The organism is Bacillus clarus (assembly GCF_000746925.1).
Lineage (GTDB): Bacteria > Bacillota > Bacilli > Bacillales > Bacillaceae_G > Bacillus_A > Bacillus_A clarus.
The window spans coordinates 4,606,728-4,630,034 of sequence record NZ_JMQC01000008.1 but is presented as its reverse complement, the minus strand read 5'-3'; the positions used below and the strand labels follow the sequence as shown (position 1 = coordinate 4,630,034).

The following is a 23,307-nucleotide window of genomic DNA, read 5'->3' as shown; positions in this document are numbered from 1 at the left end:
TCCCTAATATTCTATCTTTCAATTTCCCCCTAATTATTTCGTGAACTAATTTACTAATTGATTCAATTAGTTATATTTTAATTTCTAAAACCTCTTTTTGTAAAAATGTTACAACTCCGTCTTCATCATTACTTTTGGTTACAAAACTAGCAACTGTCTTTAATTCCTCAACAGCATTATCCATTGCGACACCCGTACCACAGTGCTCTATCATTTCCAAATCGTTATAATCATCTCCAAATGCGATTACATCCGATATTTCACAGTTAAGATGTTTAAGAACAAATTGAATACTATTCCATTTCGAAACCTCCGAATGCATAATCTGACATAATGTTCCACCATCTGTGATTACACCTTTACACTCTTTAGGTAATTTTTTAAGTAGCTCTGGATTTATGGATTCCTGAGCACAAATAATAACCTTAAAAGCCACTGTAAAATCCAGTTCTCTTAACTCTAAAATTTCACACGGTACTTTGCCGAAATACGCAGCAACATCAAAATTCGAGTACAGTTTATCATTTATTTCAATACAAATATGATTGAGATTATACTTTTTTGCTATATCTATAACCTCTAAAATTGTTTTTTTAGAGATCTCCATGCTATACAAAACGTCATTATCCTTAAGTACAAGAGCACCATTATAACAAATAATAATATCATTCTTTAATTCTGAAGGAATATACTGTTTTACAGCTCTTGGAGGTCTTGCAGTAGCGAACATAAGCCGATTCCCTGCCTCTTTGCACCTTTTTAAAATATTAATAGAATAATCTGAGACTGTTTTGTCACTCCTTAACAATGTTCCATCCAAATCCGAAATAATAACTTTATTCATATATACTTTTACCTTCCTTCAATTTTTCGTGCTAAAAAATCCCTACAAGGTAAACTATTAAAATTAATGTATTGATCCATTTATTAATAATATTTTCATTCCCTATCTTGATGCATTCCCCCTCTACAACATCAGTCAACAAATCCCTTCATATATTTCCTTATATTGTATTTCTTTTACACTTAATATTGCAAGATTATTCTGTAAAAAGATTGCGATTTTATTCCATACACACCAGAACAAAAATGTACATGAGTGTATTACCTCCATTTAATAGAACATTTCATTTTTAAGTTATTTAAAATATGTGCTAGGTTTATATATAAAGGAGATGCATAAATATGAGTTTATTTCATACCGGTTTAACTTTCCTTCATTTCAACGAAACATATGGATTACAAAATAAATTCCATTCTTATTCACATGAAAATATTGATTTTAGCCATTTAGAACATTCAAATCTATATTGCAAAAAAAGAGTGCCCTCTTACAAAGGCACTCCTTCTTACATCATGCTTGATTTTCTTTTAACCAATTTGTAATTGCTTCTAATTTTACGATATTATACCTCTGTGCCATACCCGTTTTTCTCTCTTGTAAACTATCCATTATTTCCATTTCATTCGTTCTCACATTCTTAGCCTCTATTAACTTACAATACCCTTCTGCCAAGTTATTTAAATTTTGATAATACTGTTGAAATGGTCTAGCAATATGTATATGTTTCTCAAAGTTTCTTCTTTTTCTCGTATGATCAAAGTCTTTTCGTTTTCTTAACTCCTCGTCTGTCGTGTACAAATAAAAATATTGATCTGGAAAGCCAATCTCTCGTTTCAACATACTTTCTTTATAAAACTCTTCTATAAAAGACAAAGGTTGATTAAATATTTCAAAGTGAAAGCACCAATTATAACTAAGCGGTTGAAATATATCGCCGTCCAGTATAACTATGTCGTATTTTTCGGATTGTTGAACCGCCATGTTCCAGCGTTCAACTTGTTTTTCAAAATACCATGTTTTATGCTCATTTTTTGGCCTTTCAAATAAAAAATTCACTTCAGATATAACAAAAGCACCATGATTTTTTTCTAATTCACGGCATGTTGATGTTTTACCAACTGCGCTTGCTCCCTCTAATGATCTAATCCCCATGTTTCTCCCTCTTTCATTAACTAATATTTTTTTGTTTGCTTTTTCTCCTCCACACTTGTCTCCATAATACGATCGATGCTACAGAAAGCATAATTGTCGTAATGATACTACCCTCAATTCCAAATGCTCCTCCATGTAACATTTCCGGCCCATTTGTTACAGATTTAAAGAGTGGTGTAGAATGGATTGTCATCCCACTAACAGCAAAACCGTATACATTGTATTGTGCCCAGTTCCAAATAGAATGCCAAGCACATATTCCCCAAAGGTTATTCTCCTTTAATACGTAAAAAGCAGCAAATATACCAACTAATATTATATTAGATATAGATAACATTGTAATACCTGGATTTAATAAATGAAGAAATCCAAATAAAAAGGAAGTAACTATTACACCAATCCATACACGACTTCTAACCGAAATAACTGGAAATAGCCAACCTCTCACAACAATTTCTTCTGTTGCACCTTGTATTAAAAATGCAATTAACGAACATAAAATCCCAAGTACAACTGTAGCTGTAATTTGTTGCATTTGTAGTTGCACAACACCTGTTACAAGCAGTAATATTATGGGTATTGAAATAAATATAAATCCCGTTAATGCACCTCTCAAATATCTCCCTACAAATTGTTCCTTCCAGAAACCAATTGATGAAAATGATCTTTTTTCTACAAACCGAATCCATAGAAACACAAAAAATATAACGCCTCCAAATGTTAATACCATTTCAATATTACTATAGATAGCCTTAATAAATGACGTTTCAGCTTTCGGTAAAAACAACATAAATAACATAAATAGTTCACCAAGAGTTAAAAATACAATAGCTAATATTACAGCTAAAATCGGGTGTACTTTCTTCCGGCCTTCCTTTGCATATTCAATTATTTTGAAATGATTGTCCTCCAATGTTTTCCCTCCTAATATGATTCACTTATTATTTTAACCAACATCCATACTTTTCCACATTCAATAGTTTTTAGCCTTCCTATACACTTATAAAAATATGATTTCACAAATACATATAATTGTTCATCTAAAAATTTTTATGCATAATTTCAATTTAGGAATAATATATAAATAAAAAGGAATTATTTTGTGTCTTTTATAAAATAAAATTTTTGGTAATACTGTTTTTGAGTATAAATCACCCTATTTATCCCTTAAACCTTCCAACACTTGCTATTTCCCACCATTTGTTGTAAGATAGGAATTAAGGTCAATTTGACATTAGCATTACTTTGCATATTATCAAGTATCAATTAGGAACAATTTATACTCCTCATGGATTTTTGATAATATGTGAATTTTTATTTTCGTTCAAATAAGACGGATCATATTATAAATTATTTTTCTTATTTTTAGGAGGCACTACAATGACATTAACAGGTAAAGTTAAATGGTTTAACAGCGAAAAAGGTTTCGGTTTCATCGAAGTTGCAGACGGTAACGACGTATTCGTTCACTTCTCAGCTATCACTGGCGACGGCTTCAAATCTCTTGACGAAGGTCAAGAAGTTAGCTTCGAAGTGGAAGACGGTAACCGTGGACCTCAAGCTAAAAACGTTGTAAAGCTATAATTTAAGCAATAAAAAGGTTGTTACCAGCACGGTTAACAACCTTTTTAATATATAATTTAAAATTTTACATAAAAGGAGTGGTTACATGTATCGCAATCGAAAAAACGATGTAGCAGAAGTACCACCAGAACAAACCCCTGTTTGGGAATGTGAATCAGAGGATTGTTTAGGTTGGATGAGAAAGAACTTTTCATTTGAAGAAGAGCCTAAATGTCCTTTATGTAAAAGTAGCATGAAAAGCGGAGAACGTTTATTACCTAAATTAGGTTAACATTTACATTATCCCTCTTATCTTTTGATAAGAGGGGTTCTTTATTTTTACTATCATAGTGTAATTTACAATAGTAAAAGCACGCGTCAATTTACATGATTCATGTAAATTCCGCGTGCTTTTATAATATCTTTTAATTCTTTTTACAATCCTCTATCCAATCTGTTTGTAAGATAGAATATATATACGCATCATGGTTTTTTTCGCCTTGTTGAATATACCCACGTAGTAGTCCTTCTTTTTGAAACCCTATTTTAGATAACATTTTACAAGAAGTTATGTTCTCAGGATATGTAATTGCTCCAATTCTAAATAAACCTAACTCTTGAAAGCTATAAGTAATAATTTCTCGAGCTGCTTCTGAGGCATAACCCTTTCCCCAATAGGAAGGATGTAAATCATATCCAATCTCAGATCGTTTACTCCATAGTTGTAAATTGTTTAATCCAATTGTTCCTATTAAAGTATTTGTTTCTTTCAAAACAATTCCCCAACGTATTGCACGTTTCTCAAAATAATTTTTTGAAAAAGATTCGATCATTCGTGAAGCTTGACCAAACTCCGTAAAAGATTTCATACCATAAAAACGTGTTACTTCATCAAGCGAAAAGATTTCATATATTTTTTGACAATAAGATTGCTCCAATTCAACTAAACGTAAACGCTCTGTTTCGAAAACTGGAAATTCCATCGAATCCCTCCTTTCTCTCTATTGATTTATTATATCAGAAAATCTACCTTTATCTAGAAAGCTCCTTAAAATTCAACTAGTCAGGCATTTATGAACTCCATCTCTTTATCATCTTCGTTTCCTTTATCTATTCCATACTTGTAGCTTTCTTACCTCCCTTCTTTTTGATTACATCTTATATTACAAAATTTAAATTTCATTTTGAATTACCGAAGTTCATTTATTACTTCGAATTCACACAAGGTATGATCGTTACCTTTTACTTACTGTACGGAATCTTTTTTGCATTATCACAAAAAAATAACACTTTCATGATCTATGGTGTTTATTTACCATACGGAATAGATATTATCTTATCCTTATTGTTAGGGAATAAAATAATCAATCTCTTCAGCCATTAATCCGCTTTGACTTCTTCACAACAAAAAAAGTTAGACAAGAAAACTTAGATCCATTTTTACTATTAGAAACGGTGATACCTTGGGATACATTTGTAGCCTCTGTAGAGGAAGCAAAAAAGTTATCTCGTCCTATGAATTATGATTATCTTGATTTATTAGAAAGTCGTTATAATTATTTACGTAAGAATTGGGGTATCTTCTCTCAGCGCTAGCTTCAATCCACACTATGGAACAGGAAAAGGAGCGACCATTTATCGATTCGTAAGCGATCAATTTTCTTCTTTTTACACAAAGGTAATTAATACAAATGCTAGAGATGCTGTACATGTTATCGATGAATTATTACATCATGAATCTGATTTGGTTATTGAAGAGCATTACACAGATACAGCGGGCTATACAGATCAAGCCTTTGGATTGGCTCATTTTTTAGGTTTTCGCTTTGCGCCTCGGTTACGCGATTTAGCCACTTCTAAATTATATACGATTGGATTACCTAAAGAATTCTCAAATATAGAATCCTTATACGGGGTACGGGGACAAATTAACATGAAGTTAATTTGCGATAATTATGATGATGTTTTACGGCTAGCTCATTCTATCCGAGAAGGTAAAGTATCAGGTGCATTGATTATGGGGAAATTAGGGTCTTATACCCGTCAAAATAAAGTAGCCAAGGTACTAAGAGAAATAGGAAAAATTGAGAAATCAATTTTCATTTTAGGGAGGATTTTGTTTTATTAGCTTAATAACATTGGGTTACCACAAAAATCCCAAAAACCCCCAAATTTATTTTTTAGAGTAAGTTGGGGGTTTTTGAACCAGAAAGGTATATTTTCAACTATAAAAACTATGACAAAATTTATCCAGTTTTCCTTTTTGCCTACTTGCTAAATTCAGCAAGTAAAATATTTTTAAAAGGGTCCGGACTGTTAGCTTTACCCATGCTGTTCAAATTGACGGCCAACGTATGCTTGCCTCCAAGTGTACCTCCAGCAAAAGTAAGAAACCCTGGAATGCTACCTCCGTGTCCCCATATCGAGACACCGTTTGGAAGCTTAGTTTCAAAGATTCCAAGACCATATTCTCCTAATTCAGCTATTTCTGTAGGAACTGTAGTAAGCATTTGTTTTAGTTGCTGTTCCTTCAGTAATTTGCCACTGAGTAAGTAAGAGAAGAATTTGTTTAAATCGTCAGCAGTAGAAATCATCTCTCCAGCCGATCTACCCATACTTGGGTTATAATAAGTAACGTCTTTTAGCTCACTTGCTCCGTCTGGTTGGAAATATCCACGGGCATGCTGGGTGCCTGGAATAACGCTTGAATTGCCAGGTAGGAATGTATTCGACAATTCAAGTGGTTCAACAATCCTATTTTCAATCTCTTCCGCATAGCTGTTTCCGGTTACTTTTTCAATAAGGATACCCAGTAATACGTATCCTGTATTTGAATAAGACCAGCCCTTTCCTGGGGCAAAGTCTGGGGGCAGAGAAATCCCCATCTTTACTAATTCTTCAGCCGTATACGATTTTTTTGTATCCATAAGATCAAAGTCTTTTGACCTTGAGTATTCAGCGATACCACTTGTATGGTTCAATATCTGCCGGATAGTAATCTGGTTATCATCATATCCGTTTCCTTGAATGACACCAGGCAACCATTTTTCGATGGAGTCGTCTAGATTCAAGCGGTTCTCTCCAGCTAATTGAAGTACAACCGTTGCGGTGAATGTCTTCGTCACGCTGCCAATGCGAAAGCGAAAATCTGTTTTCATTGGTTGCTTGGTTCTCAGATCCGCTATCCCAGCGGCATAACCCCACGTTTTTCTATCTTTAGAAATTTTAGCAAGTATCCCCAGGAATCCAAGATGCAATGTATCCCGCATTGCTTGCTTGACGGAATTACGATCTCGTTGAGTGCTTGTGTGTGACGAACTAGATACATTTTGAGTGGGCTCTGCTGTTACAATTGAGGTTGGTGTTGTGTATAACAGGGAACTTCCAGCTATTAAAAGGGCCAGACTTGCAAATGTAATTTGACTACGTGTTTTCATAAGGCATTCCTCTCCTCTATTCATATTGTATAGGTGGTTGCTTGCTGTTTCATACTAACCACACAGCTATCATCTCCACCAATGACAAAAGGTCAACATTGAATTCGTAATCATCTGCATAATTATTATTTTTACAAACGTCATTCTGTCCTAACAAACGGTAAATCCCTCTTTTTCCACATGTATGTTAACCCCAGAAATTACTTCTTTTTCTTGAAACACTCTTGTTACTGGTTTGTTTTTCATATATAAGTCATATCTGTTCCACCCCTCACGCCTCTTTATATTTTTATCATACACAATGAAAATCTCTTTTCCCTTGCCTATTCCTTACAAATTCCTTACGTTCAAAATAGCTTCTATAATAGGGTAGAAGGAGCATCTGTGCCCGAAAGTTCAAAGTATTTTCCAATAAATATATGAATCAAAAAGAAACACAGAGGTTTTTCACTTCTATGTTTCTTTTTTTCGTCCTTTAAATATTAAAGATTCGGTTTACTCTTAACAGGGTGAATTCCTGCTCTTTTCTTTCTTCTTACGATACAACACAAATGACATTGTGCTGCATGAAACACTCCTAACGTTGTTAAAATCACTTGTTTCTAAGTCGAAATGTATTTAATAACCTAGGGGGTACTCCCTATCCATCAGCTTAAGAAAAATAAACGCCCTCAAAATGAAAAAATAAACTGGTATGCCCCAAAAGTTTCTTTTTCAGAGGGGCTTTTCCAGCCTTAAAGATACATTGATTTGAAAGTTTGTAATGAATACTGTATCTCTTTCTTAACAAGATTCAAATTTGGTATTTATCAAATTCTTCAATATATTAATATTACGTAAATATGACAAGAGAGCCGATTGTGGTATTATCCCCTTTAGGTAGACAGGAAACAAAGAGTCCATCTGTGGTATGATGGACTCTTTACTGTTTTATCTGGAGGGGATTTTTTATGGCCCAAAAAAGGATAATCCTTTCAAACATATACAGAAGAATTAAAACAAGAAGCCGTTCGTCTTCGATTAGAAGAAGGAAAGTCGTTACAAGAAATTCGTGAATTACTTGGTATAAAGAGTGATACCTAAATTATAAATTGGGTAAAACGAACGCAAAAAGGACAATCCTTCGATGATCAACGTAGTGTATGGAATCGAAAGCATTTTAATAGTCTAGAAGAAGAGAACGCTTATTTGAAGGCACAGGTAGAATACTTAAAAAAGCGCAATCCAAATCTACACGGGAAGGAATCGTAATGAATCATAAGCGTGTTCGCCGTCTTATGTGGGAACTTGGCATCCAATCATTTACATATTCGTTCCATCTTCAATATCACTCTCAAAAAACAACTCTAATTCATACATTTATGTTAAAATACAACAAAATAATTTATTATTCACAGCCTATACTTATATACATTAAGCGGAGGTGTATAAAGATCATGTATATTTTCATTGGTTCTTCTCTCTTACTCATTTTGCTTATCTTTTTATTCGCAAAGAAGTTTGCACCGAACTCATTCATGATGACTAGCTTTAAAGGAAATGGTTTTAAAAAGTTTGTAATTGGAATATTAATTGCTTCTGCATTCTCTCTCTCCTACGGTATTTACCATGCAACAACTTACCAACCTAGTTTTTTAGATATTACACTACAAAATAAACAATATACTATTTTCGGTAATATCGGTAAATACGGGTATTTCTCAGAAGAGTTAATAAAGAAAAATAAAAAAACTGAACTATATGTTGTTTCTTGGAAACAACTAAATTTGAAAGAACCCCAGATTCTCATAGATTATCCTTCTGGAGAACAAGACACATGGAAACCTAATATTTCTTTACTCTCTACAAATAAATTAAAGAAAAAACAAAATATAAAAGAAATTTATCGATTCTCACCCTTTGAATTTAAAGAAACCGGAAAAGTAACATTAACAATTAAAGAAAATGATTCCGAACGCGGAAAAGTTTCTATTGAGGTTAAGTAATTATAAAAAATCCCCTTCCTTTATATTGGAAGAGGATTTTCTTTACATATGCATTTCAGCTTATTATTTATTTTGATTATTTAATGTAGAGATTATCTCATTTGCTGTATGTTTTCCGTTCCCTATACAAGCACCAATTCCTACACCATAATAGGACGCACCAGCTACATATACATTTGGGTACATAACTGATAATTGATTTTGTAATGATTGAACAGCTTTATTATGTTCTAAATGATAATTTGGCATTAAATCATTCCAGTTTGTCACTTCGATCACTTCAGGATCACCTTTAATTCCAAGGCTCTTCTCAATATCATATAATGCAACGCGAACTAATTCTCCTTCACTATAATGTTTAATTGTTTCATAAACTGGATTTGAACTTTTATAAAACATTCTCACCAATAAATTCCGTTTACTTGATGTATGCTTCCACTTCCTGCTCGTCCATGTACAAGCATCACAATGCAGATCACTATTTTCCGAAACGATAAATCCTGTACCATCTGTTGGTAGTTGCTGATCAGAAATTTCAAATCCTAAGTAAACACTAATAAGTGAAGAGTTTTTAAACTTGTTAAAATCATTATTTAACTCATTCGAATGTAATAACGTTTGTGCAATATCATGTGGAGCAGCTAAAATAACGTAATCAGCTTTTATCGTCTTATGATTCGCAAAAGAAATTTCATATTTATCATTCTCTTTGCTTATCCCCGTCGTTATAACTCCTTTTTTAATTACCGTATCAGTCAATAGCTCTTCTATGCGATCAATAATTGTAGAGAGACCACTTTTAAATGATAAAAACTTTTTATTTCCAGCTACTTGAAATTGTTTTTTATTCACTTCAAATCCTTTAATAATACTGCCATACTTATTTTTGTATTCGAGTAAATATGGTAATGTTGATGCCATTGTAAGTTCATTTAACTTACCAGAATATACACCTGAAAGAACTGGAGAAATTTGCTTTTCAACTAACTCTTTCCCTAAAAAGCTTTCTAAAAATACAGCAAGTGATGTATCTTTCGTAAACTCTTTGTTTTTTGTTATAAAATCTTTTAATGCAATAATTTTCCCTTTCGTTGAAACTAACGTACTGTTAAACAACGACTCTACACTTGTAGGTATTCCAAATACAGTATCAGTAGGAATTGGATGTAGCGTATTATTTGAGTAAATATAAGAAATACCCGTTTCGTTATACACTATTTCCTCTTCTAAATTTAATTCTTTTATAAACGGCATAACATGTTCATTTCGAGCAACGATTGAATCTGCGCCTGATTCCATAATAAAATCATTTTCTTTCACACTGTGAATTTTCCCGCCTAAATACTCCTTTTTTTCGACAAGGATTAAATTTAAATCCATGTTATAATCCTTCTTTAATTTTTCTAAATAATACATAGTAGAAAGTCCTGTAATACCTCCACCTACGACAACAACTGTTTTCATATATACTGCGCTCCTAACCGATACGTTCAATTAATAAGTCCTTTATCATTATACCCAATAATTAGCTTTCTCGACTAGTTGCTTGCACATTCTGTAAGAAATTAGACAATATATGCGAATACATTTCCGGTTGATCGTTATGTACTAAATGATGTGCAAAAGGAATAACCGCTATATGTATGTCAGCGTTCAATTGTTTGAAGGATATAGCGGCCGAAACCTCATCCTCTGAACCTCCTCCAACAATACATAGCGTAGGTACCTGCAGATTCGAAACATTACTCGTTTCATAAAATGGGTACCAATCCTTCACCTGCCACGATTCAAGTAATCCTTTCCAATCACTATTCACATAGATTTGGTTCATATAAGTTACAAATTCTTCGTTTTTAAACAATTGTTTATGCTGCTTAGCTTCTTCCTCTTGAGATTCCTCCCAATTTTCTCGTTTAATCGGAAAAATACCTGAAAAAGTTAATGTTCTCACTTTATCTGGATATTTTTTTGCAAACAATAAAGCAGCTATCCCCCCTAATGAAACACCCGCTATATGACATCTATTAATTTGCAAGTGTTCTAGCGTCTCTTTTATATCATCTGCACAATGAAGAAAATAATGATCCACTGCACCTCCTGATTCCCCATGCCCTCTCAAGTCAGGTCGAACTATTTTATAATTTTTTCCTTGCAAAAATTTTACCTGTTCTTCGAATTCTACTAAGCCTGTCATTCCGACTGAGTGTATAAGTACAATCGGCTCCCCATCACCTGAAATATGTGTATGTAATATCATCCTTTCTTCTCCTGAATGTATGTGTAATAGAATTTTCAATCTATTAATCTCAAAACTTATATAATAAAGGACTTATAAATATATATTCAAATGAAATTATTACTGTACAATCTCCACTTACATATGAGAAAAGAGAACAATCATATTTTATACAATATGAAAGCTCTCTATTTAGAAAACATAAACCAATTAATTAATTTGTCAATTTCTCGGCTTAATTCAAGGACTTTTTCATGTTGAAATCCATAATTTAAGACTAACTGTAATAGTTCTTCTTTTTTCGCTTCAATGACTTCTTCTAAATTTCTCAGCTCCATGTCGTATGTATTCGCTCCAATTTTAAAAGGTATGTACCTTAGTATATCCCACTTACATAATAAGTAAAAGTGTCATGTTTATGTAAATCTTACATATTCAAGAACATTCATATATATTAATTCTTAATTTAATCCCAAAAAAGACTTATAATAATAATTTCTAAGCCTCTTTTCGAAAAGGTAACGTATGCATCTTTTACATACAAGTAATAATTCAATTTATATTTCTACCATATTTTTCATGTAAAATTGTTTTACATTCATTCCATTTAGGAACTTCATTGTTCTCCCAATTTGTAAACTCTAATTCACTTGCTATTTTTCTTGCTATTTTCATTGCTTTTAAGTGATTCCCATTATTGCGATACTCCTTCATACAATCTTTATCATCCCAAACTGTTAATGTCCAAAATGTATGCCAACCTTCTTTTTCAAACGAAGAATGTATGAGTCCTTTCGCTTTATTTGATTGCAAAGTCGCTCTCGTTGTATACAAAAAGAAAATTGGTAACATTCGATATCCTTTTAAACGCATTCTAGTAACAGAAATGAACATATACTGCACCCTCTCACATAAAATGTATTAACATTCTACAAAGGCTTATATCTTTTATAAATATGCTACATTTACTTTTTATTTACAATTGAATTCGCTTAATAATTAATAATATCCCGAAACTTTTCGAGTGTTTCATCTTTATATTCAGGAGCTCTCTTTACATGATCGAAATAACTATATGAAAATTTAAACTGATGGCCAAAATCCCAATTCAACTCACTATGATTTTTCAACCAAAATGCATTTTCTATAGGAAGAACCTTAGCTCTTTGTGCTTTTATTAATGGTAACCGATCCACAGGTGAACTTAATTTAAGCGTATCACATATTATAAAATTTTGACTGTCTTTTAGAACATGAACTAATTTTAATAGAGGTGTTAAACTGCGCTTAAATAAATTAACATGCCCTAAATCATATAAAATATTTACTGCATGAGAAAACGTAAGCATATGACCGATTAAATCATGATGTGCTTCTGCCCTATAAATAACATGAAATCGTGATAACTCTTCTAAAATAAATTTAGATAATTGTTCTGGAGTTTTAATAAAAGTCACCATTTCATTATCACTCATATCGAGCTGCTTGACTTCTCTAGTTGAAAAGCCGATCCATGATCTTCCTGGAATTGCTTTTTCAAAGGATAAAATTAAATCCGCTATATCTTCAATATCCTGTTTTGTGCCCCAATTACGAAGCTCATAAATTGCTAGCAAACTTAAAGAAGCGTAAATGACATTATGTCCAACCCAATGAAGTTCATCAATTGTTTTTTCTAAAGAAGTAATTATAATTTCTTCAGCCTTCTGAAAATCAATTCCGTGTATAATATCTTTTGTTTCACCTAACATGTGCTTATTCAGCATCATCTTCGTTTGGGAATGAATACTAAGAACCGTATTTTCATCTAGATTATTGCCTTTCGTAAAAAAATAACTCGCTATTGCAGCCGCTCCGAAGTGGGCATGCCAAATATCTTCCGTTTCTTTTTTACATTGAGAAATAATGGAAAGTCCACCTTTTAAAATATTTATATGTTGCATCTATCTATAGCCCTCTTTTAAATAATTTTTATTCATCTTAACACGAAGAACATTCCTTCATCTTCATTTTCCAATTTAAAAATGTATATGGCAACTATGTATTTTTAAATGCAGGAGCTTGGCAAAACAACATTTCTACAAATAAAAAAGACTTCTCGACATCTTACAAAGTTGCCAAAAAGCCAGGTAAAAACTCTTGAAACGTATCCTCCTTTAACGCAATAAATTTAAATCATCCATGTATTAAATCAGCTTCCACTAATATTTTCAAGTGATAAGACCAATTGGATTTATTCATTCCTAATGAATCTAAAAATTATGCCGTTATACCTTTCATCACTGTACAGATTGTTCCATCTGTTTCTGCTTTAACCTTTGCTCCAATACATGAATCATAAAGAGGAAATGTTCCGCTTCTCTTGTAACATGATCTGCTAGTAATGGATTAATTACATTTCGAATTTGACACGTTTGAATAAGTTCTAATCCTGCTTTTTTGAAATTTCTTAACTCCACAGTAGCATTTTCACTATCCTTATTCATTTTCCCAATGATTGGATATGTCGGTTCCTTCTTATATAACATCGATTCAACATCCCTTGCTTGATTGAGAAGAACCTCAAAATCATCACCGAATTTTAAAGCTGTATGAACTAAGTTCCTTTCTGATTGATCAAGTAAAGAAGCAATAAAACGAGAATGTTCCATCATGATTCGTAACCAAAATACATTCTCACTAATGATTGCATCTTGAATCGGATCCATTTTCCCCTCATTAAATTTTTGAAGGGTCCTCATAAAATATTCAGCTTCTCGTGCAACATGATCTACTAATAACGGAAAATTAAATCCTTTTACCTTACAATTAATAATTAAAATTAATAGATTTCTTTTGTAATTACGGAAAGCATAGACTAGCTGAATACTCTCCTCATTTAATTTCCTAACCGCTTGAACAGTTTGCGGAATAGAAAATGCTTTTTGTAAATGCTGATCAAACAGATTAAAAAACTGTTCTACTTGTTGAATTAAATTTTTATCATTTCGATTAAACCCTTCGCTTAGAAACAATGCGTGTTCCTTCATAATTCTTAACCAAAATTTATTTTCAGTTAAAGATCTTTCAATAAATAGTTGTTCTGTTAATGATTCAGGAGGAGCTGCTTTCAACTCTGGAGGTAGAAGCATCGCTCGTTGTGGATCCATAGTAAAATGACCAGGAATAGGTTGTTCTGTGGACATTAAAATCACTCCTTATTCCTTGAATGTACTACTACACTACGTATATAGAAATCGGTCAAGTATTAAAAAACTATACTCATTTTCTCAAGGTTTTTTAGGTATACAGCAAAAAAACAACTATAGAATAGAAAGTTAGACTTTTTCTTAACAACACACGATTTGTTTGTACATTAAGCCTATTCGTTACCAAGCGCAAGGTGATTTGGTACAAAACCAGAAAGAAAATCACCTTTTCCTATCCTATTCATTCTGTCCATTCCCCTTAGACATAAAAATAAATTCTATAAACTAATATGCTTTCAATATCAAGAAGATGCCTAACGTTATTTATCCATCCTAACCTAAAATATTACATGTAATTTTCATGCTAAAATAAGATTACATGTATTCCATCCTTCTATAACACATATTCTATTTAAACTAACGACGGAGTTAACACAAATAAAATATGATTCGTTTCATCACTTTTGTTCAAAAAGCGATGTTTCACATTCGGTGGAATACGTACAACATCTCCTTCCTCTAAGAAATACTCTTTCCCTTCTAATTCAACATATGTTTGTCCTTTCATGACAACAGCAATCTCTTCTTTATCTTCGCGAGAATAGTGACTTTCTGTCGTATTTGCATGTCCATTTAAATCCATCATTAACAATTCGATACGAGCTTTCATAAAATCTGGAGTTAATACGTCATAAACGATATGATCGTTATTTTCACGATACACTTTCTTACGATCTTTTTTTCTAGAAATGAGCGCATCTGTATCAATATCGTTAATAAAAAGTGTAAATAACGGTACATTTAATGCTTTCGCAATTAATTCCAATACATTCAAAGAAGGATTCGCATGCCCTCTTTCAATTTGACTAATAAGTGAAGTACTAATTCCTGCATAATCAGCAAACTCACGAATTGTCATATTATTTTTCTTACGGTAACTTAATACAGTTTGACCCAGCCGATAATGAATCATAGTAAAAACTTCCTTTCATCCATCATAATGTATGTTTTATCCCTTTTGTGCTGACATACGAAACATAAGCAATTAATCCTTCCTTATCTCATCCAAGGCTTATATACTTACCTTTGTACATTATATTATATATGGTTCATTATTATAAACAATCTATCGGAGGGACAAACTTTGAAATCACCTATTCTTTCATATTTCATCTTATTTTTCGGTGTATTCGCCTTATCAACTTCAGCAATCTTTGTAAAATTAGCGGATACCCCTGCGACAATCACCGCATTTTACCGACTATTTTTTGCAACGATAATGCTTTTACCATTTCTAATATTCAATAAGAATAATCGAAACGAATTACACTCACTAGCAAAAAAACAATGGGGATTCGGACTATTATCCGGACTTTTTCTAGCAACACATTATGTACTATGGTTTGAATCATTACAATATACTTCTGTAGCAAGTTCTACAGTTATCGTTACATTGCAACCTTTATTTTCAATGATTGGTGGCTATTTTTTATTTAAAGAAAGGTTTACTAAAGGAGCAATTATAGGTTGCCTCATTGCAATTTCGGGAAGTATCGTTATTGGATGGCAAGATTTCCAAATTAGTGGCGAAGCTTTATTTGGGGATATTTTAGCTTTTATTGCAGCCGGAGTCATTACAGCTTATTTTTTCATTAGTCAACACATTCGCAAAGATTTATCTCTTATACCATATTCGGTAATTAGTTATGGCAGTAGTTCGTTCGTTCTCGGTATATTTGCTTACACTCAGCAGTCATCTTTCTTCAGTTACTCTGTACAAACATGGTGGTCCTTTATCGGTTTAGCATTCATTGCAACAATTTTAGGACAAACAATTTTCAATTGGTTATTAAAATGGATGAGTACTACAGTTATTTCAATGAGTATATTAGGAGAAACGATTGGAACATGTGTATTAGCGTATTTCATTTTGAATGAAACGATTTCCTTACAACAAGGAGCAGGAATTTTACTTATTTTTATTGGCTTAACCTTATTCTTATTACAACCAAAGCTACCGAGTCGTAATCAATAATGTCTACAATCATAAAAAGCATGACATAAGTTCGTCATGCTTTTTTCATACTAAAATTGAAACTTCTATTGATTATGTAAGATCAAACCATTTGGTCTAAAACGACTCATCATGATTTCATTAATAAACTTCCCATGAGTCTTCAAATTCCCTATCTTTACGCCCTCTTCTACAAATCCTAACTTTTCATATAATGCTTTCGCTCCAGGATTTGTTTCTAGTACACCAAGTTCTACTCGCTCTAGCATTAACCAATTATCAGCAAGATCAAGCATTTTTGTAAGTAATGCTTTTCCAATTCCTTTATTATGATATTCGCTATCTACTCCAATGAATAAATCTCCCGAGTGAGATCTACGTCCTGGACTTTGACTTAAACCGACAAATCCAACAACTTCCCCATCATTTTCTGCAACAAATTCAAATTGATTCGGCGCTAAATTTCGAATTCTATTCTCCATCGCATCCACACGCATACTCGGTAAGAAAACCATATATGGTAAAACTTCATCTTGTGTACATATACGATGAATAGCTCTAGCATCTTTAATTTCTACTGCTCTCACTTTCATTTCCATCCCTATTCCTCCTTTCTACTTATAAAGATTCCAATGTTGTATGTAAAAATCCTTCTTACACTTATTTTCCTGTGTTATTTCTACATAATTAATTTCTTATAACAACATTTTCAGCAACTCTTGCTCATTATTTTAAAAAGGTAAAATCGTTACTGTTCCTTTTGTTGTCACTGTTCCCTCCCCCCCAATAAACATACAATACAAAAACGCTTAGATTACTCCAAGCGTTTTTATATTAACTTTTCACATTATTATTTACCCGATCATACAACTCCAGAAGTTCTGCTACTGGGATATTATTTATTTTCATACCAGTTATATCACTATTTTGTATTTCGACATTTTTAAGATTACTATTATTTATTTTACTCCCTTCAAGATCGCACCTTTCAAAAGAAATAGGCTCCTTTTCCTCTCCAAGGTTTATATCTGTGAAATGAACTCCACCAAATGTCACTAATTTAAACTTACTGTTAGATAAATTCAAATCTGCATATAGAGAGTTCTTTAAATTTATATTCCGAAACTTTGAATGACTAAAATTACAATTACTAATATGACTATCCATCAAATTACTATTACTAAATGAACCCCCTTTTAAATTCACTTGATAGTACTCTGTATTTTCCATATTACAACTTTCATATTGTCCACTGTTCATATCTTTATTTTCAACTAAGTTGTCTTTGTTTGAAGTCGTCACTATTCGTTTGACATAACAATATTCCTCTTCCGTTTCAAAGATTGTTTCATAGCCCATTTTTTTATAAAAATAATGATTGTTAATTTGTCTACTAGATGTCTCAAGATCCCAAGTCCTTACGTTTTGGAATTCCCCTTCTATTAAGCTTATAACTTGTGAACCAATTCCTTTTCCTTGGTATGCAGGATCTACAAAAATACGATCTATTCTACCGTACGACGTACCAGAAATTGTTACTATAATGCCACCAACAGTTTCTTCACCCATTACAACTTTAAAATACTCTAGTTCTTCAATCATATATGCAGTCATTTCAATCGAAGAATATCCTGGTGGTTGAATATTATAGTCAATTATATTCTCTTGATCCGATAGCCAGCGTTTTGTTTCTTCATCGAATGTCCTTCTCATTATTTCTGTTAGTTTTTCAGCATCTAAAATTGTAGCTTTTTCAATCGTTATCGTTGACATTCCGTTTTCCCCTTTATTTTTATAACCTTATCATCATATGAACGAAATATTTATTCGTGTATTCTAGCCTTTAAAGCTTTTCCCATTATGACATAAGGCACATCATCTTTACTCGGATGAAACGGTTCCATTACATTCATCCATTCTAGATTTCCATATAACGAGCGGGCTTTTCCATTGTTTATTTGTGTCGTTAATACACTCGTCTTATTTCGAATTCCCTCTAATAAATGATTATGTAATGTAGTACCAAGCCCCTTATTTCGATGTTCAGGATGGACTGCTAACTCTACAAATTCAAAACAATCTTGTAACCACTGATTTACTTGCTCTAAGTTCAGTGCTTCACTCATTAATTGATTGTAGTACTGCCCTTTTACAGAACGATACCCATATGCAAAACCAATAACTTCATTACCATCATTTATTGCTACTACTCCTTTAAAATCCGTATATCCCATATGTCTTTTTATTCGCTCTAGCATTTCATCAAAATTTGTTTTTTCAAATACGATACAATATAGCTTTACTATATTTTCAATTAGAACTTCATCTTTTTGTATAGGTACTATTTTCATTGTGCCCCTCCTACTACTACCGATTATATTTACCCTCCCCTATGAATAATTATAAAATAAAAAATATTAAAACGAAACATCTATCTTTTTGTTAATTTATTTAATACAATACTGAAACCTACACAACATAAAAGCTCCAAATCGTGAACATTAAGAAAAGTCCATGCTTCAGAGCTTTTGTGTATTGTATGTTATTTATTCATTAAGCTCCTTCCGTACCATAATCTTCAATGGTTAGCTTTACATTATATTTGATTGATGTCTTACTAAACACTTTATCCCAATCCTTTTCAACTTTCTTCCATACTTTTGGATACTTGATTTTCAAACTAGTATTAAAGCCAGCAACATCAGTTTTATATTCCTTTTGAATTTTTTGTAATGTATGCTTCACTAACTGCTTCACTTCTTGTTGGGCAGCTTGCTCCACCCTTTTGAGAAATGTATTTTTAAAAGTTTCCTCTGACTCAGCCCAGTTTTCGGATAACCGCCCCACAGACTGAATATTTATATCAAAAGAGATTTTATCCCCTTTAACATAGGGCCTAATTTTACTTTTCATAGATTTCACTTCATACATAATAAGTTTTTTCGTCTTTTTATCAAAACTTTTTACCAAGCCACTTTTTCCTTTTCCAGTTATCCACATTAAACCTTCCAATTCATTCTCATTCAAAAAACCACGGAGTTTTTTTGTACTTCCCTTAATCACAGCAGCACCTATATATTTTACTTCTCCATTTATGGAAATTACATTCGGTAAAAGAAAACTCGCCCCAGATTTCACCTTTCCTGGTAGTTTAGCAAGCGGCATAGGTGGTAAAATTCGCGAGGATCTATATTGATTATCCTCAATCTCAATCAAGCGAAATGCTGGAATTTCCCCTGATTCTTTTGATTTTAACGCATCACTAGCTAGCCCTCTACTAACCATAACAAAGCAACTAGGTCTCATCTCATTATCACGAATATAAATATCCAATAACTGTGTTAAATTATATGTTCGGGCAATACTTTCGCTTACCACTATCACTTTCGTATGATGAAAAATGATAGGCCTTTGCCTTCTTAACGCGACTTCACGAATTGATTGATGAAGTGAATCTCCTGTTTCTGCAACATTCATATAAGCTTTTTGTTGTGATACTCCACCTTTTCCTCCATCTGATGATGATTGTGCTTTAACGAATTGATAGGTGGTTGTTATCAAATTCTTCTTCTTATATCCTCCGCCCTTTTCTTCGATTTCTTTCTCAATTTTTATTTCTTTTTCTTTATCTATTGCTAAACCTACGGCGAAACCTAGTTCCTCAATTTCATGACTACTCCAGCATCCTGTAAGTAATAAGAGAAAAACAATTGACGTTAATCTTATGAAAATTTTTCTATTTTTAATACTCTGGTTCATGCCTGTTTTTCCTTCCCTTCGAAATCATAAGGAGAAGAAATGGAAGAATACCAAATAAAATTATCGCTGCGTTACTAATCATATTGCCAAATTCAAATAACTCATTGATATTTTTCGGAATTTCAGCAACGATATATATTACTGGAAGTAATCCATATAAAAAGGAATGAATATTTTTATTAAAGAGCTGGGCTAATCCTAAAGCAGCTGCATAATAACAGATTGTATACGTTGCAAAGATTTGCATAATCCATATCACTAGTAACAAAGATTCAAACCGTTCAAAAATTAAGCCTTGGATTTCAAAACTTCTCATAAGGTCAATTGTAGGCCATGTTCTCACCAATACACCATCGATAGAAAACGCTCCTATAACCATTACAACTGTAATAACATAAAAAAGTAACGGAATCGTAGTGGCAATTATAACAACTTTTACAGCTTGAGATGGCTTCTTCATAAAGGCTAAAAGTAACAACATAATTTCTGCACCCGAATATGCCATAGTTGTTGTTTTTAGGCCTTTTAATACCGGAACAATCCCTAATCCTACTACAGGACGAAGATTATCGAGTTCAAATATTCCAATGCTCATAAAAGATGTCACTAAAAAAATAAAAACTGTAATCGGAAAAATAATTTCAAATAAACGTGCTATCGCATTTATTCCGCCTAAATTTAAATAAAGACTTATCCACATAAATGGCATAAGAATAGCCCAGTCAGGCGTACCTTCTAGTAGAAAGAAACTTGTTATACCTTCCAACGTTCTAAGTTCAAATGAAGAAAGTGTAAAAAAGTAACTGATAATCAATAAACTAAGTAATACCCCAAACCATTTCCCTACAATTTCTTGACTATACTGATAAAATGTTTTTTCAGGAAATTGTTGACTTAACTTCACGATAATTACACCCGTAACCATCGCAATTAATCCACCTAAAATAACAGTTATCCAAACATCAGGTGTATTCACTTTCTCAGCCGCGGTTCTAGGCAAGGTGAGAATTCCTATAGCAAGTATATAATTGATAAGAATAACAATTGCTTGTGAAGTGGGAATCTTGTCCTTTGAGTTCGTAATCATTCCTCTTCACTTCCTTTCCGTACAGAGTCTTTTAAATTCAACATTTTCGGACGCCGCTTCATCATCTGAATTGGCATACGAACCATAAAATCCTTCCAATCACTAAATTGATATAAGACAGCCGGGCTAGCATAAGGTACACCAAAACTTTTAAGCCTTGCAATATGACTGCATATAAAGAGGAAAAACAGAATAACTCCATATAATCCAAATATTGCGGCGGAAAACATAGCTACAAAGCGAAGAATACGTAATGGAATTGCTGTACTATAATGCGAAAGTGCAAAAGAAGAAATAGCTGTGGCCGCCACAACAATTACCATGATTGGACTCACAATTCCAGCTGATACAGCAGCTTGCCCAATGATTAACCCTCCTACAATTCCCATCGCTGAACCAATCGGCTTAGGTAGTCGTAACCCTGCTTCTCGTAAAATTTCGATAGCAATTTCCATAAATAGCCCCTCTATAATTGCAGGAAACGGGACACCTTCTCGACCTCCTATAATTGAAATCGCTAACTTAGTTGGAATCAATCCAGGATGAAATGAAATAAATGAAATATACAGAGCGGGAGCAAAAAGAGAAATAATAGCTGTTCCAAAGCGTAATAAACGAATTAACGTACCTGGTATCCAGCGCTCATAATAATCTTCGGGTGATTGCATCATCATACTAAATGTAACCGGAACAATTAATGCAAAAGGTGTTCCATCCAATAAAATTGCAACCCTTCCTTCCATTAGTGCAGCGATAACTTTATCAGGACGTTCCGTACTCTGTACTTGCGGAAAAGGACTAAGATAATTATCTTCAATAAGTTGTTCTACATAACCTGAATCTGGCACATTATCAATATTAATTTTCTGAATTCTCTTCTTAACTTCTTCTACTAATTCTGGATCAGCAATCTCTTTCATAAAGGCAACAACCAACTCTTTCTTGGCCCGTTCTCCCACATGAAATTTCATTAAAGATAACCCTTCATTTTCACCATGTAACCGTAACAATGCAGTATTGTCCGACAAAACTTCTGTGAAACCTACCCGTGGACCTCTGACCGATCCCTCTGATACTGGCTCTTCAACATTACGTGTTTTTCCTTTTTTTGTATTAAGTATGAATACATCTGATAATCCATCAATTAATAATGCCGTTGAACCCATTAACACTTTTGACATCATTTTTTGTACAGATTGCAACTCTTCCACTCCACTAATAGGAAGAACTCGGTTTTTAATAAACTCTTTTGAAACTCTATCTTTCATGTAAGATGATTCATCTTTATACTCATCAAAAAAATTACACATCAGTGATTTCATAATGTGCATATCAATAAGATCTTTATCTGACAGCCCTTCTACAAAAACAAGAACTGCCCGGATGCTAGTCCCACCTATATTCAACTCTCGACAATAAACGTCCGAGTTGTAAAGAGCTTCTTTTTTTATAACCTCCAAATCTAAGTTAAAATCACCTGTAAAGTAGTCTTCAGAAACTTTAGTAGGCTTATTCTCATATGTATTGCCCTGTCCTTGGTTTTGATTAACCATTGAGTCCTGTGCTTTCACCTTCATCACTCTTTCTCTAAAAAGCTTCCAGTACATTAGAACGCATTAACACACTTTGCCTAGTACTACTCTTCTTTGAGTATCCATATGTTTCTTCTATTGAATCTCACATTAATCCCAAGTTAGTTCGTTGTATTATTCTTTTTCTAATGTACGAATCCAACTAAAAAACCTTGAAAGCATATATGGAATTAAAAGTACGATAAAGGCTTGTATAAAAACTTTCCACTCTGGAAAATAAAAAATAATCGTTTCCCACATTTTAATCATCCTATAACAACAAATAATATAGAAAATTCCCCACTCAATTGGAATTTCTTATAAATTATTATGTCTGATAAGAAAAATTTTAATTCACTTAAAACTTTGTCATACATTACCTCTGCTGATTTTAATGAATATTCAAAATAAAAACTGTAAATCTCCCCGCATTCTTGATCTGCTCAACAGCTAATCAAAAAGGTTGCCTGA

23 protein-coding genes and 4 pseudogenes are annotated in these 23,307 nt (G+C 32.8%); 7 read left to right on the top strand and 20 right to left on the bottom strand.

The annotated features are described in order from the left end of the window. Window positions 1-70: 70 nt before the first annotated feature. Window positions 71-844 (bottom strand): Cof-type HAD-IIB family hydrolase, encoded by a 774-nt coding sequence (locus DJ93_RS24575; protein ID WP_042983702.1) that lies wholly within the window; start codon window positions 842-844, stop codon window positions 71-73. Window positions 845-1,185: 341 nt separating this feature from the next. On the opposite strand from DJ93_RS24575, the pseudogene DJ93_RS34670 reads away from it, so the two are divergent. After that, window positions 1,186-1,314: pseudogene (locus DJ93_RS34670) on the top strand (arginase family protein); the annotation flags it as partial. A gap of 40 nt (window positions 1,315-1,354) precedes the next feature. Here DJ93_RS34670 and DJ93_RS24570 read toward each other — a convergent pair. Then, window positions 1,355-1,996 carry a chloramphenicol acetyltransferase gene (locus DJ93_RS24570; protein ID WP_042983701.1) on the bottom strand — a complete coding sequence of 214 codons (642 nt, stop codon included), beginning with the start codon at window positions 1,994-1,996 and terminating at the stop codon, window positions 1,355-1,357. Between the two features lie 16 nt (window positions 1,997-2,012). Further along, entirely contained in the window at window positions 2,013-2,909 is an 897-nt protein-coding gene (locus DJ93_RS24565) for a CPBP family intramembrane glutamic endopeptidase (RefSeq protein ID WP_042983700.1), read from the bottom strand. Window positions 2,910-3,376: 467 nt separating this feature from the next. Here DJ93_RS24565 and cspD point away from each other — a divergent pair, with 467 nt between their 5' ends. Beyond that, entirely contained in the window at window positions 3,377-3,580 is a 204-nt protein-coding gene (cspD, locus tag DJ93_RS24560; protein WP_000176365.1) for a cold-shock protein CspD, read from the top strand. Between the two features lie 85 nt (window positions 3,581-3,665). Continuing rightward, window positions 3,666-3,851 (top strand): cold-shock protein, encoded by a 186-nt coding sequence (locus tag DJ93_RS24555; RefSeq protein WP_000286203.1) that lies wholly within the window; start codon window positions 3,666-3,668, stop codon window positions 3,849-3,851. A gap of 133 nt (window positions 3,852-3,984) precedes the next feature. On the opposite strand, the gene DJ93_RS24550 is transcribed toward DJ93_RS24555, so the two are convergent. After that, window positions 3,985-4,542, bottom strand: coding sequence for a GNAT family N-acetyltransferase (locus DJ93_RS24550; protein WP_042983699.1), 558 nt, complete (start codon window positions 4,540-4,542; stop codon window positions 3,985-3,987). A 581-nt stretch (window positions 4,543-5,123) separates the two neighbouring features. Here DJ93_RS24550 and DJ93_RS24545 point away from each other — a divergent pair. Next, window positions 5,124-5,666, top strand: a pseudogene (locus DJ93_RS24545) (Tn3 family transposase); the annotation flags it as partial. Between the two features lie 160 nt (window positions 5,667-5,826). Here the strand turns inward: DJ93_RS24545 and DJ93_RS24540 are convergent. Next, complete coding sequence (locus tag DJ93_RS24540; RefSeq protein WP_080743599.1) at window positions 5,827-6,996, bottom strand: serine hydrolase domain-containing protein; 1,170 nt, start codon at window positions 6,994-6,996, stop codon at window positions 5,827-5,829. Between the two features lie 969 nt (window positions 6,997-7,965). Here DJ93_RS24540 and DJ93_RS32410 point away from each other — a divergent pair. Next, window positions 7,966-8,261: pseudogene (locus tag DJ93_RS32410) on the top strand (transposase); the annotation flags it as partial. Window positions 8,262-8,432: 171 nt separating this feature from the next. Continuing rightward, window positions 8,433-8,981: a hypothetical protein gene (locus DJ93_RS24535; protein WP_042983696.1), complete on the top strand. Its 549-nt coding sequence runs from the start codon at window positions 8,433-8,435 to the stop codon at window positions 8,979-8,981. A gap of 63 nt (window positions 8,982-9,044) precedes the next feature. Here the strand turns inward: DJ93_RS24535 and DJ93_RS24530 are convergent, their stop codons facing one another. The 8 genes and pseudogenes from DJ93_RS24530 to DJ93_RS24500 form a co-directional block, all read right to left on the bottom strand. After that, a complete protein-coding gene (locus DJ93_RS24530) occupies window positions 9,045-10,445 on the bottom strand; it encodes a protoporphyrinogen oxidase (RefSeq protein ID WP_042983695.1) in 1,401 nt (466 codons plus the stop codon). 61 nt (window positions 10,446-10,506) lie between these two features. Next, window positions 10,507-11,238 carry an alpha/beta fold hydrolase gene (locus tag DJ93_RS24525; protein ID WP_042983694.1) on the bottom strand — a complete coding sequence of 244 codons (732 nt, stop codon included), beginning with the start codon at window positions 11,236-11,238 and terminating at the stop codon, window positions 10,507-10,509. A gap of 167 nt (window positions 11,239-11,405) precedes the next feature. Beyond that, on the bottom strand, window positions 11,406-11,555 hold the full coding sequence (locus DJ93_RS24520; RefSeq protein ID WP_042983693.1) for an aspartyl-phosphate phosphatase Spo0E family protein: 150 nt from the start codon (window positions 11,553-11,555) through the stop codon (window positions 11,406-11,408). A 214-nt stretch (window positions 11,556-11,769) separates the two neighbouring features. Next, on the bottom strand, window positions 11,770-12,111 hold the full coding sequence (locus DJ93_RS24515) for a hypothetical protein (protein WP_042983692.1): 342 nt from the start codon (window positions 12,109-12,111) through the stop codon (window positions 11,770-11,772). Between the two features lie 98 nt (window positions 12,112-12,209). Continuing rightward, window positions 12,210-13,160, bottom strand: coding sequence for a hypothetical protein (locus DJ93_RS24510; RefSeq protein ID WP_042983691.1), 951 nt, complete (start codon window positions 13,158-13,160; stop codon window positions 12,210-12,212). Window positions 13,161-13,392: 232 nt separating this feature from the next. Next, window positions 13,393-13,461, bottom strand: a pseudogene (locus DJ93_RS34015) (ArsR family transcriptional regulator); the annotation flags it as partial. A 35-nt stretch (window positions 13,462-13,496) separates the two neighbouring features. Further along, complete coding sequence (locus DJ93_RS24505; RefSeq protein WP_042983690.1) at window positions 13,497-14,402, bottom strand: DUF2935 domain-containing protein; 906 nt, start codon at window positions 14,400-14,402, stop codon at window positions 13,497-13,499. A 415-nt stretch (window positions 14,403-14,817) separates the two neighbouring features. Continuing rightward, window positions 14,818-15,378: a helix-turn-helix domain-containing protein gene (locus DJ93_RS24500; protein ID WP_042983689.1), complete on the bottom strand. Its 561-nt coding sequence runs from the start codon at window positions 15,376-15,378 to the stop codon at window positions 14,818-14,820. Window positions 15,379-15,549: 171 nt separating this feature from the next. On the opposite strand from DJ93_RS24500, the gene DJ93_RS24495 reads away from it, so the two are divergent. Beyond that, window positions 15,550-16,440 carry a DMT family transporter gene (locus DJ93_RS24495; protein WP_042983688.1) on the top strand — a complete coding sequence of 297 codons (891 nt, stop codon included), beginning with the start codon at window positions 15,550-15,552 and terminating at the stop codon, window positions 16,438-16,440. A 65-nt stretch (window positions 16,441-16,505) separates the two neighbouring features. Here DJ93_RS24495 and DJ93_RS24490 read toward each other — a convergent pair whose 3' ends face one another. The 7 genes from DJ93_RS24490 to DJ93_RS34475 form a co-directional block, all read right to left on the bottom strand. Next, window positions 16,506-17,018: a GNAT family N-acetyltransferase gene (locus tag DJ93_RS24490; RefSeq protein ID WP_042983687.1), complete on the bottom strand. Its 513-nt coding sequence runs from the start codon at window positions 17,016-17,018 to the stop codon at window positions 16,506-16,508. 235 nt (window positions 17,019-17,253) lie between these two features. Then, window positions 17,254-18,192 carry a GNAT family N-acetyltransferase gene (locus DJ93_RS24485; RefSeq protein ID WP_042983686.1) on the bottom strand — a complete coding sequence of 313 codons (939 nt, stop codon included), beginning with the start codon at window positions 18,190-18,192 and terminating at the stop codon, window positions 17,254-17,256. 50 nt (window positions 18,193-18,242) lie between these two features. Further along, window positions 18,243-18,770: a GNAT family N-acetyltransferase gene (locus tag DJ93_RS24480; RefSeq protein ID WP_042983685.1), complete on the bottom strand. Its 528-nt coding sequence runs from the start codon at window positions 18,768-18,770 to the stop codon at window positions 18,243-18,245. A gap of 202 nt (window positions 18,771-18,972) precedes the next feature. Then, window positions 18,973-20,178, bottom strand: coding sequence for a Ger(x)C family spore germination protein (locus DJ93_RS24475; RefSeq protein WP_042983684.1), 1,206 nt, complete (start codon window positions 20,176-20,178; stop codon window positions 18,973-18,975). Further along, window positions 20,162-21,265 carry a spore germination protein gene (locus DJ93_RS24470; protein ID WP_042983683.1) on the bottom strand — a complete coding sequence of 368 codons (1,104 nt, stop codon included), beginning with the start codon at window positions 21,263-21,265 and terminating at the stop codon, window positions 20,162-20,164. The genes DJ93_RS24475 and DJ93_RS24470 overlap by 17 nt, the downstream gene beginning before the upstream one ends. Further along, window positions 21,262-22,842 (bottom strand): spore germination protein, encoded by a 1,581-nt coding sequence (locus tag DJ93_RS24465; protein WP_042983682.1) that lies wholly within the window; start codon window positions 22,840-22,842, stop codon window positions 21,262-21,264. The genes DJ93_RS24470 and DJ93_RS24465 overlap by 4 nt, the downstream gene beginning before the upstream one ends. Window positions 22,843-22,971: 129 nt before the next feature. Beyond that, window positions 22,972-23,097: a hypothetical protein gene (locus DJ93_RS34475; RefSeq protein ID WP_259300197.1), complete on the bottom strand. Its 126-nt coding sequence runs from the start codon at window positions 23,095-23,097 to the stop codon at window positions 22,972-22,974. Between the last annotated feature and the right edge of the window lie 210 nt (window positions 23,098-23,307).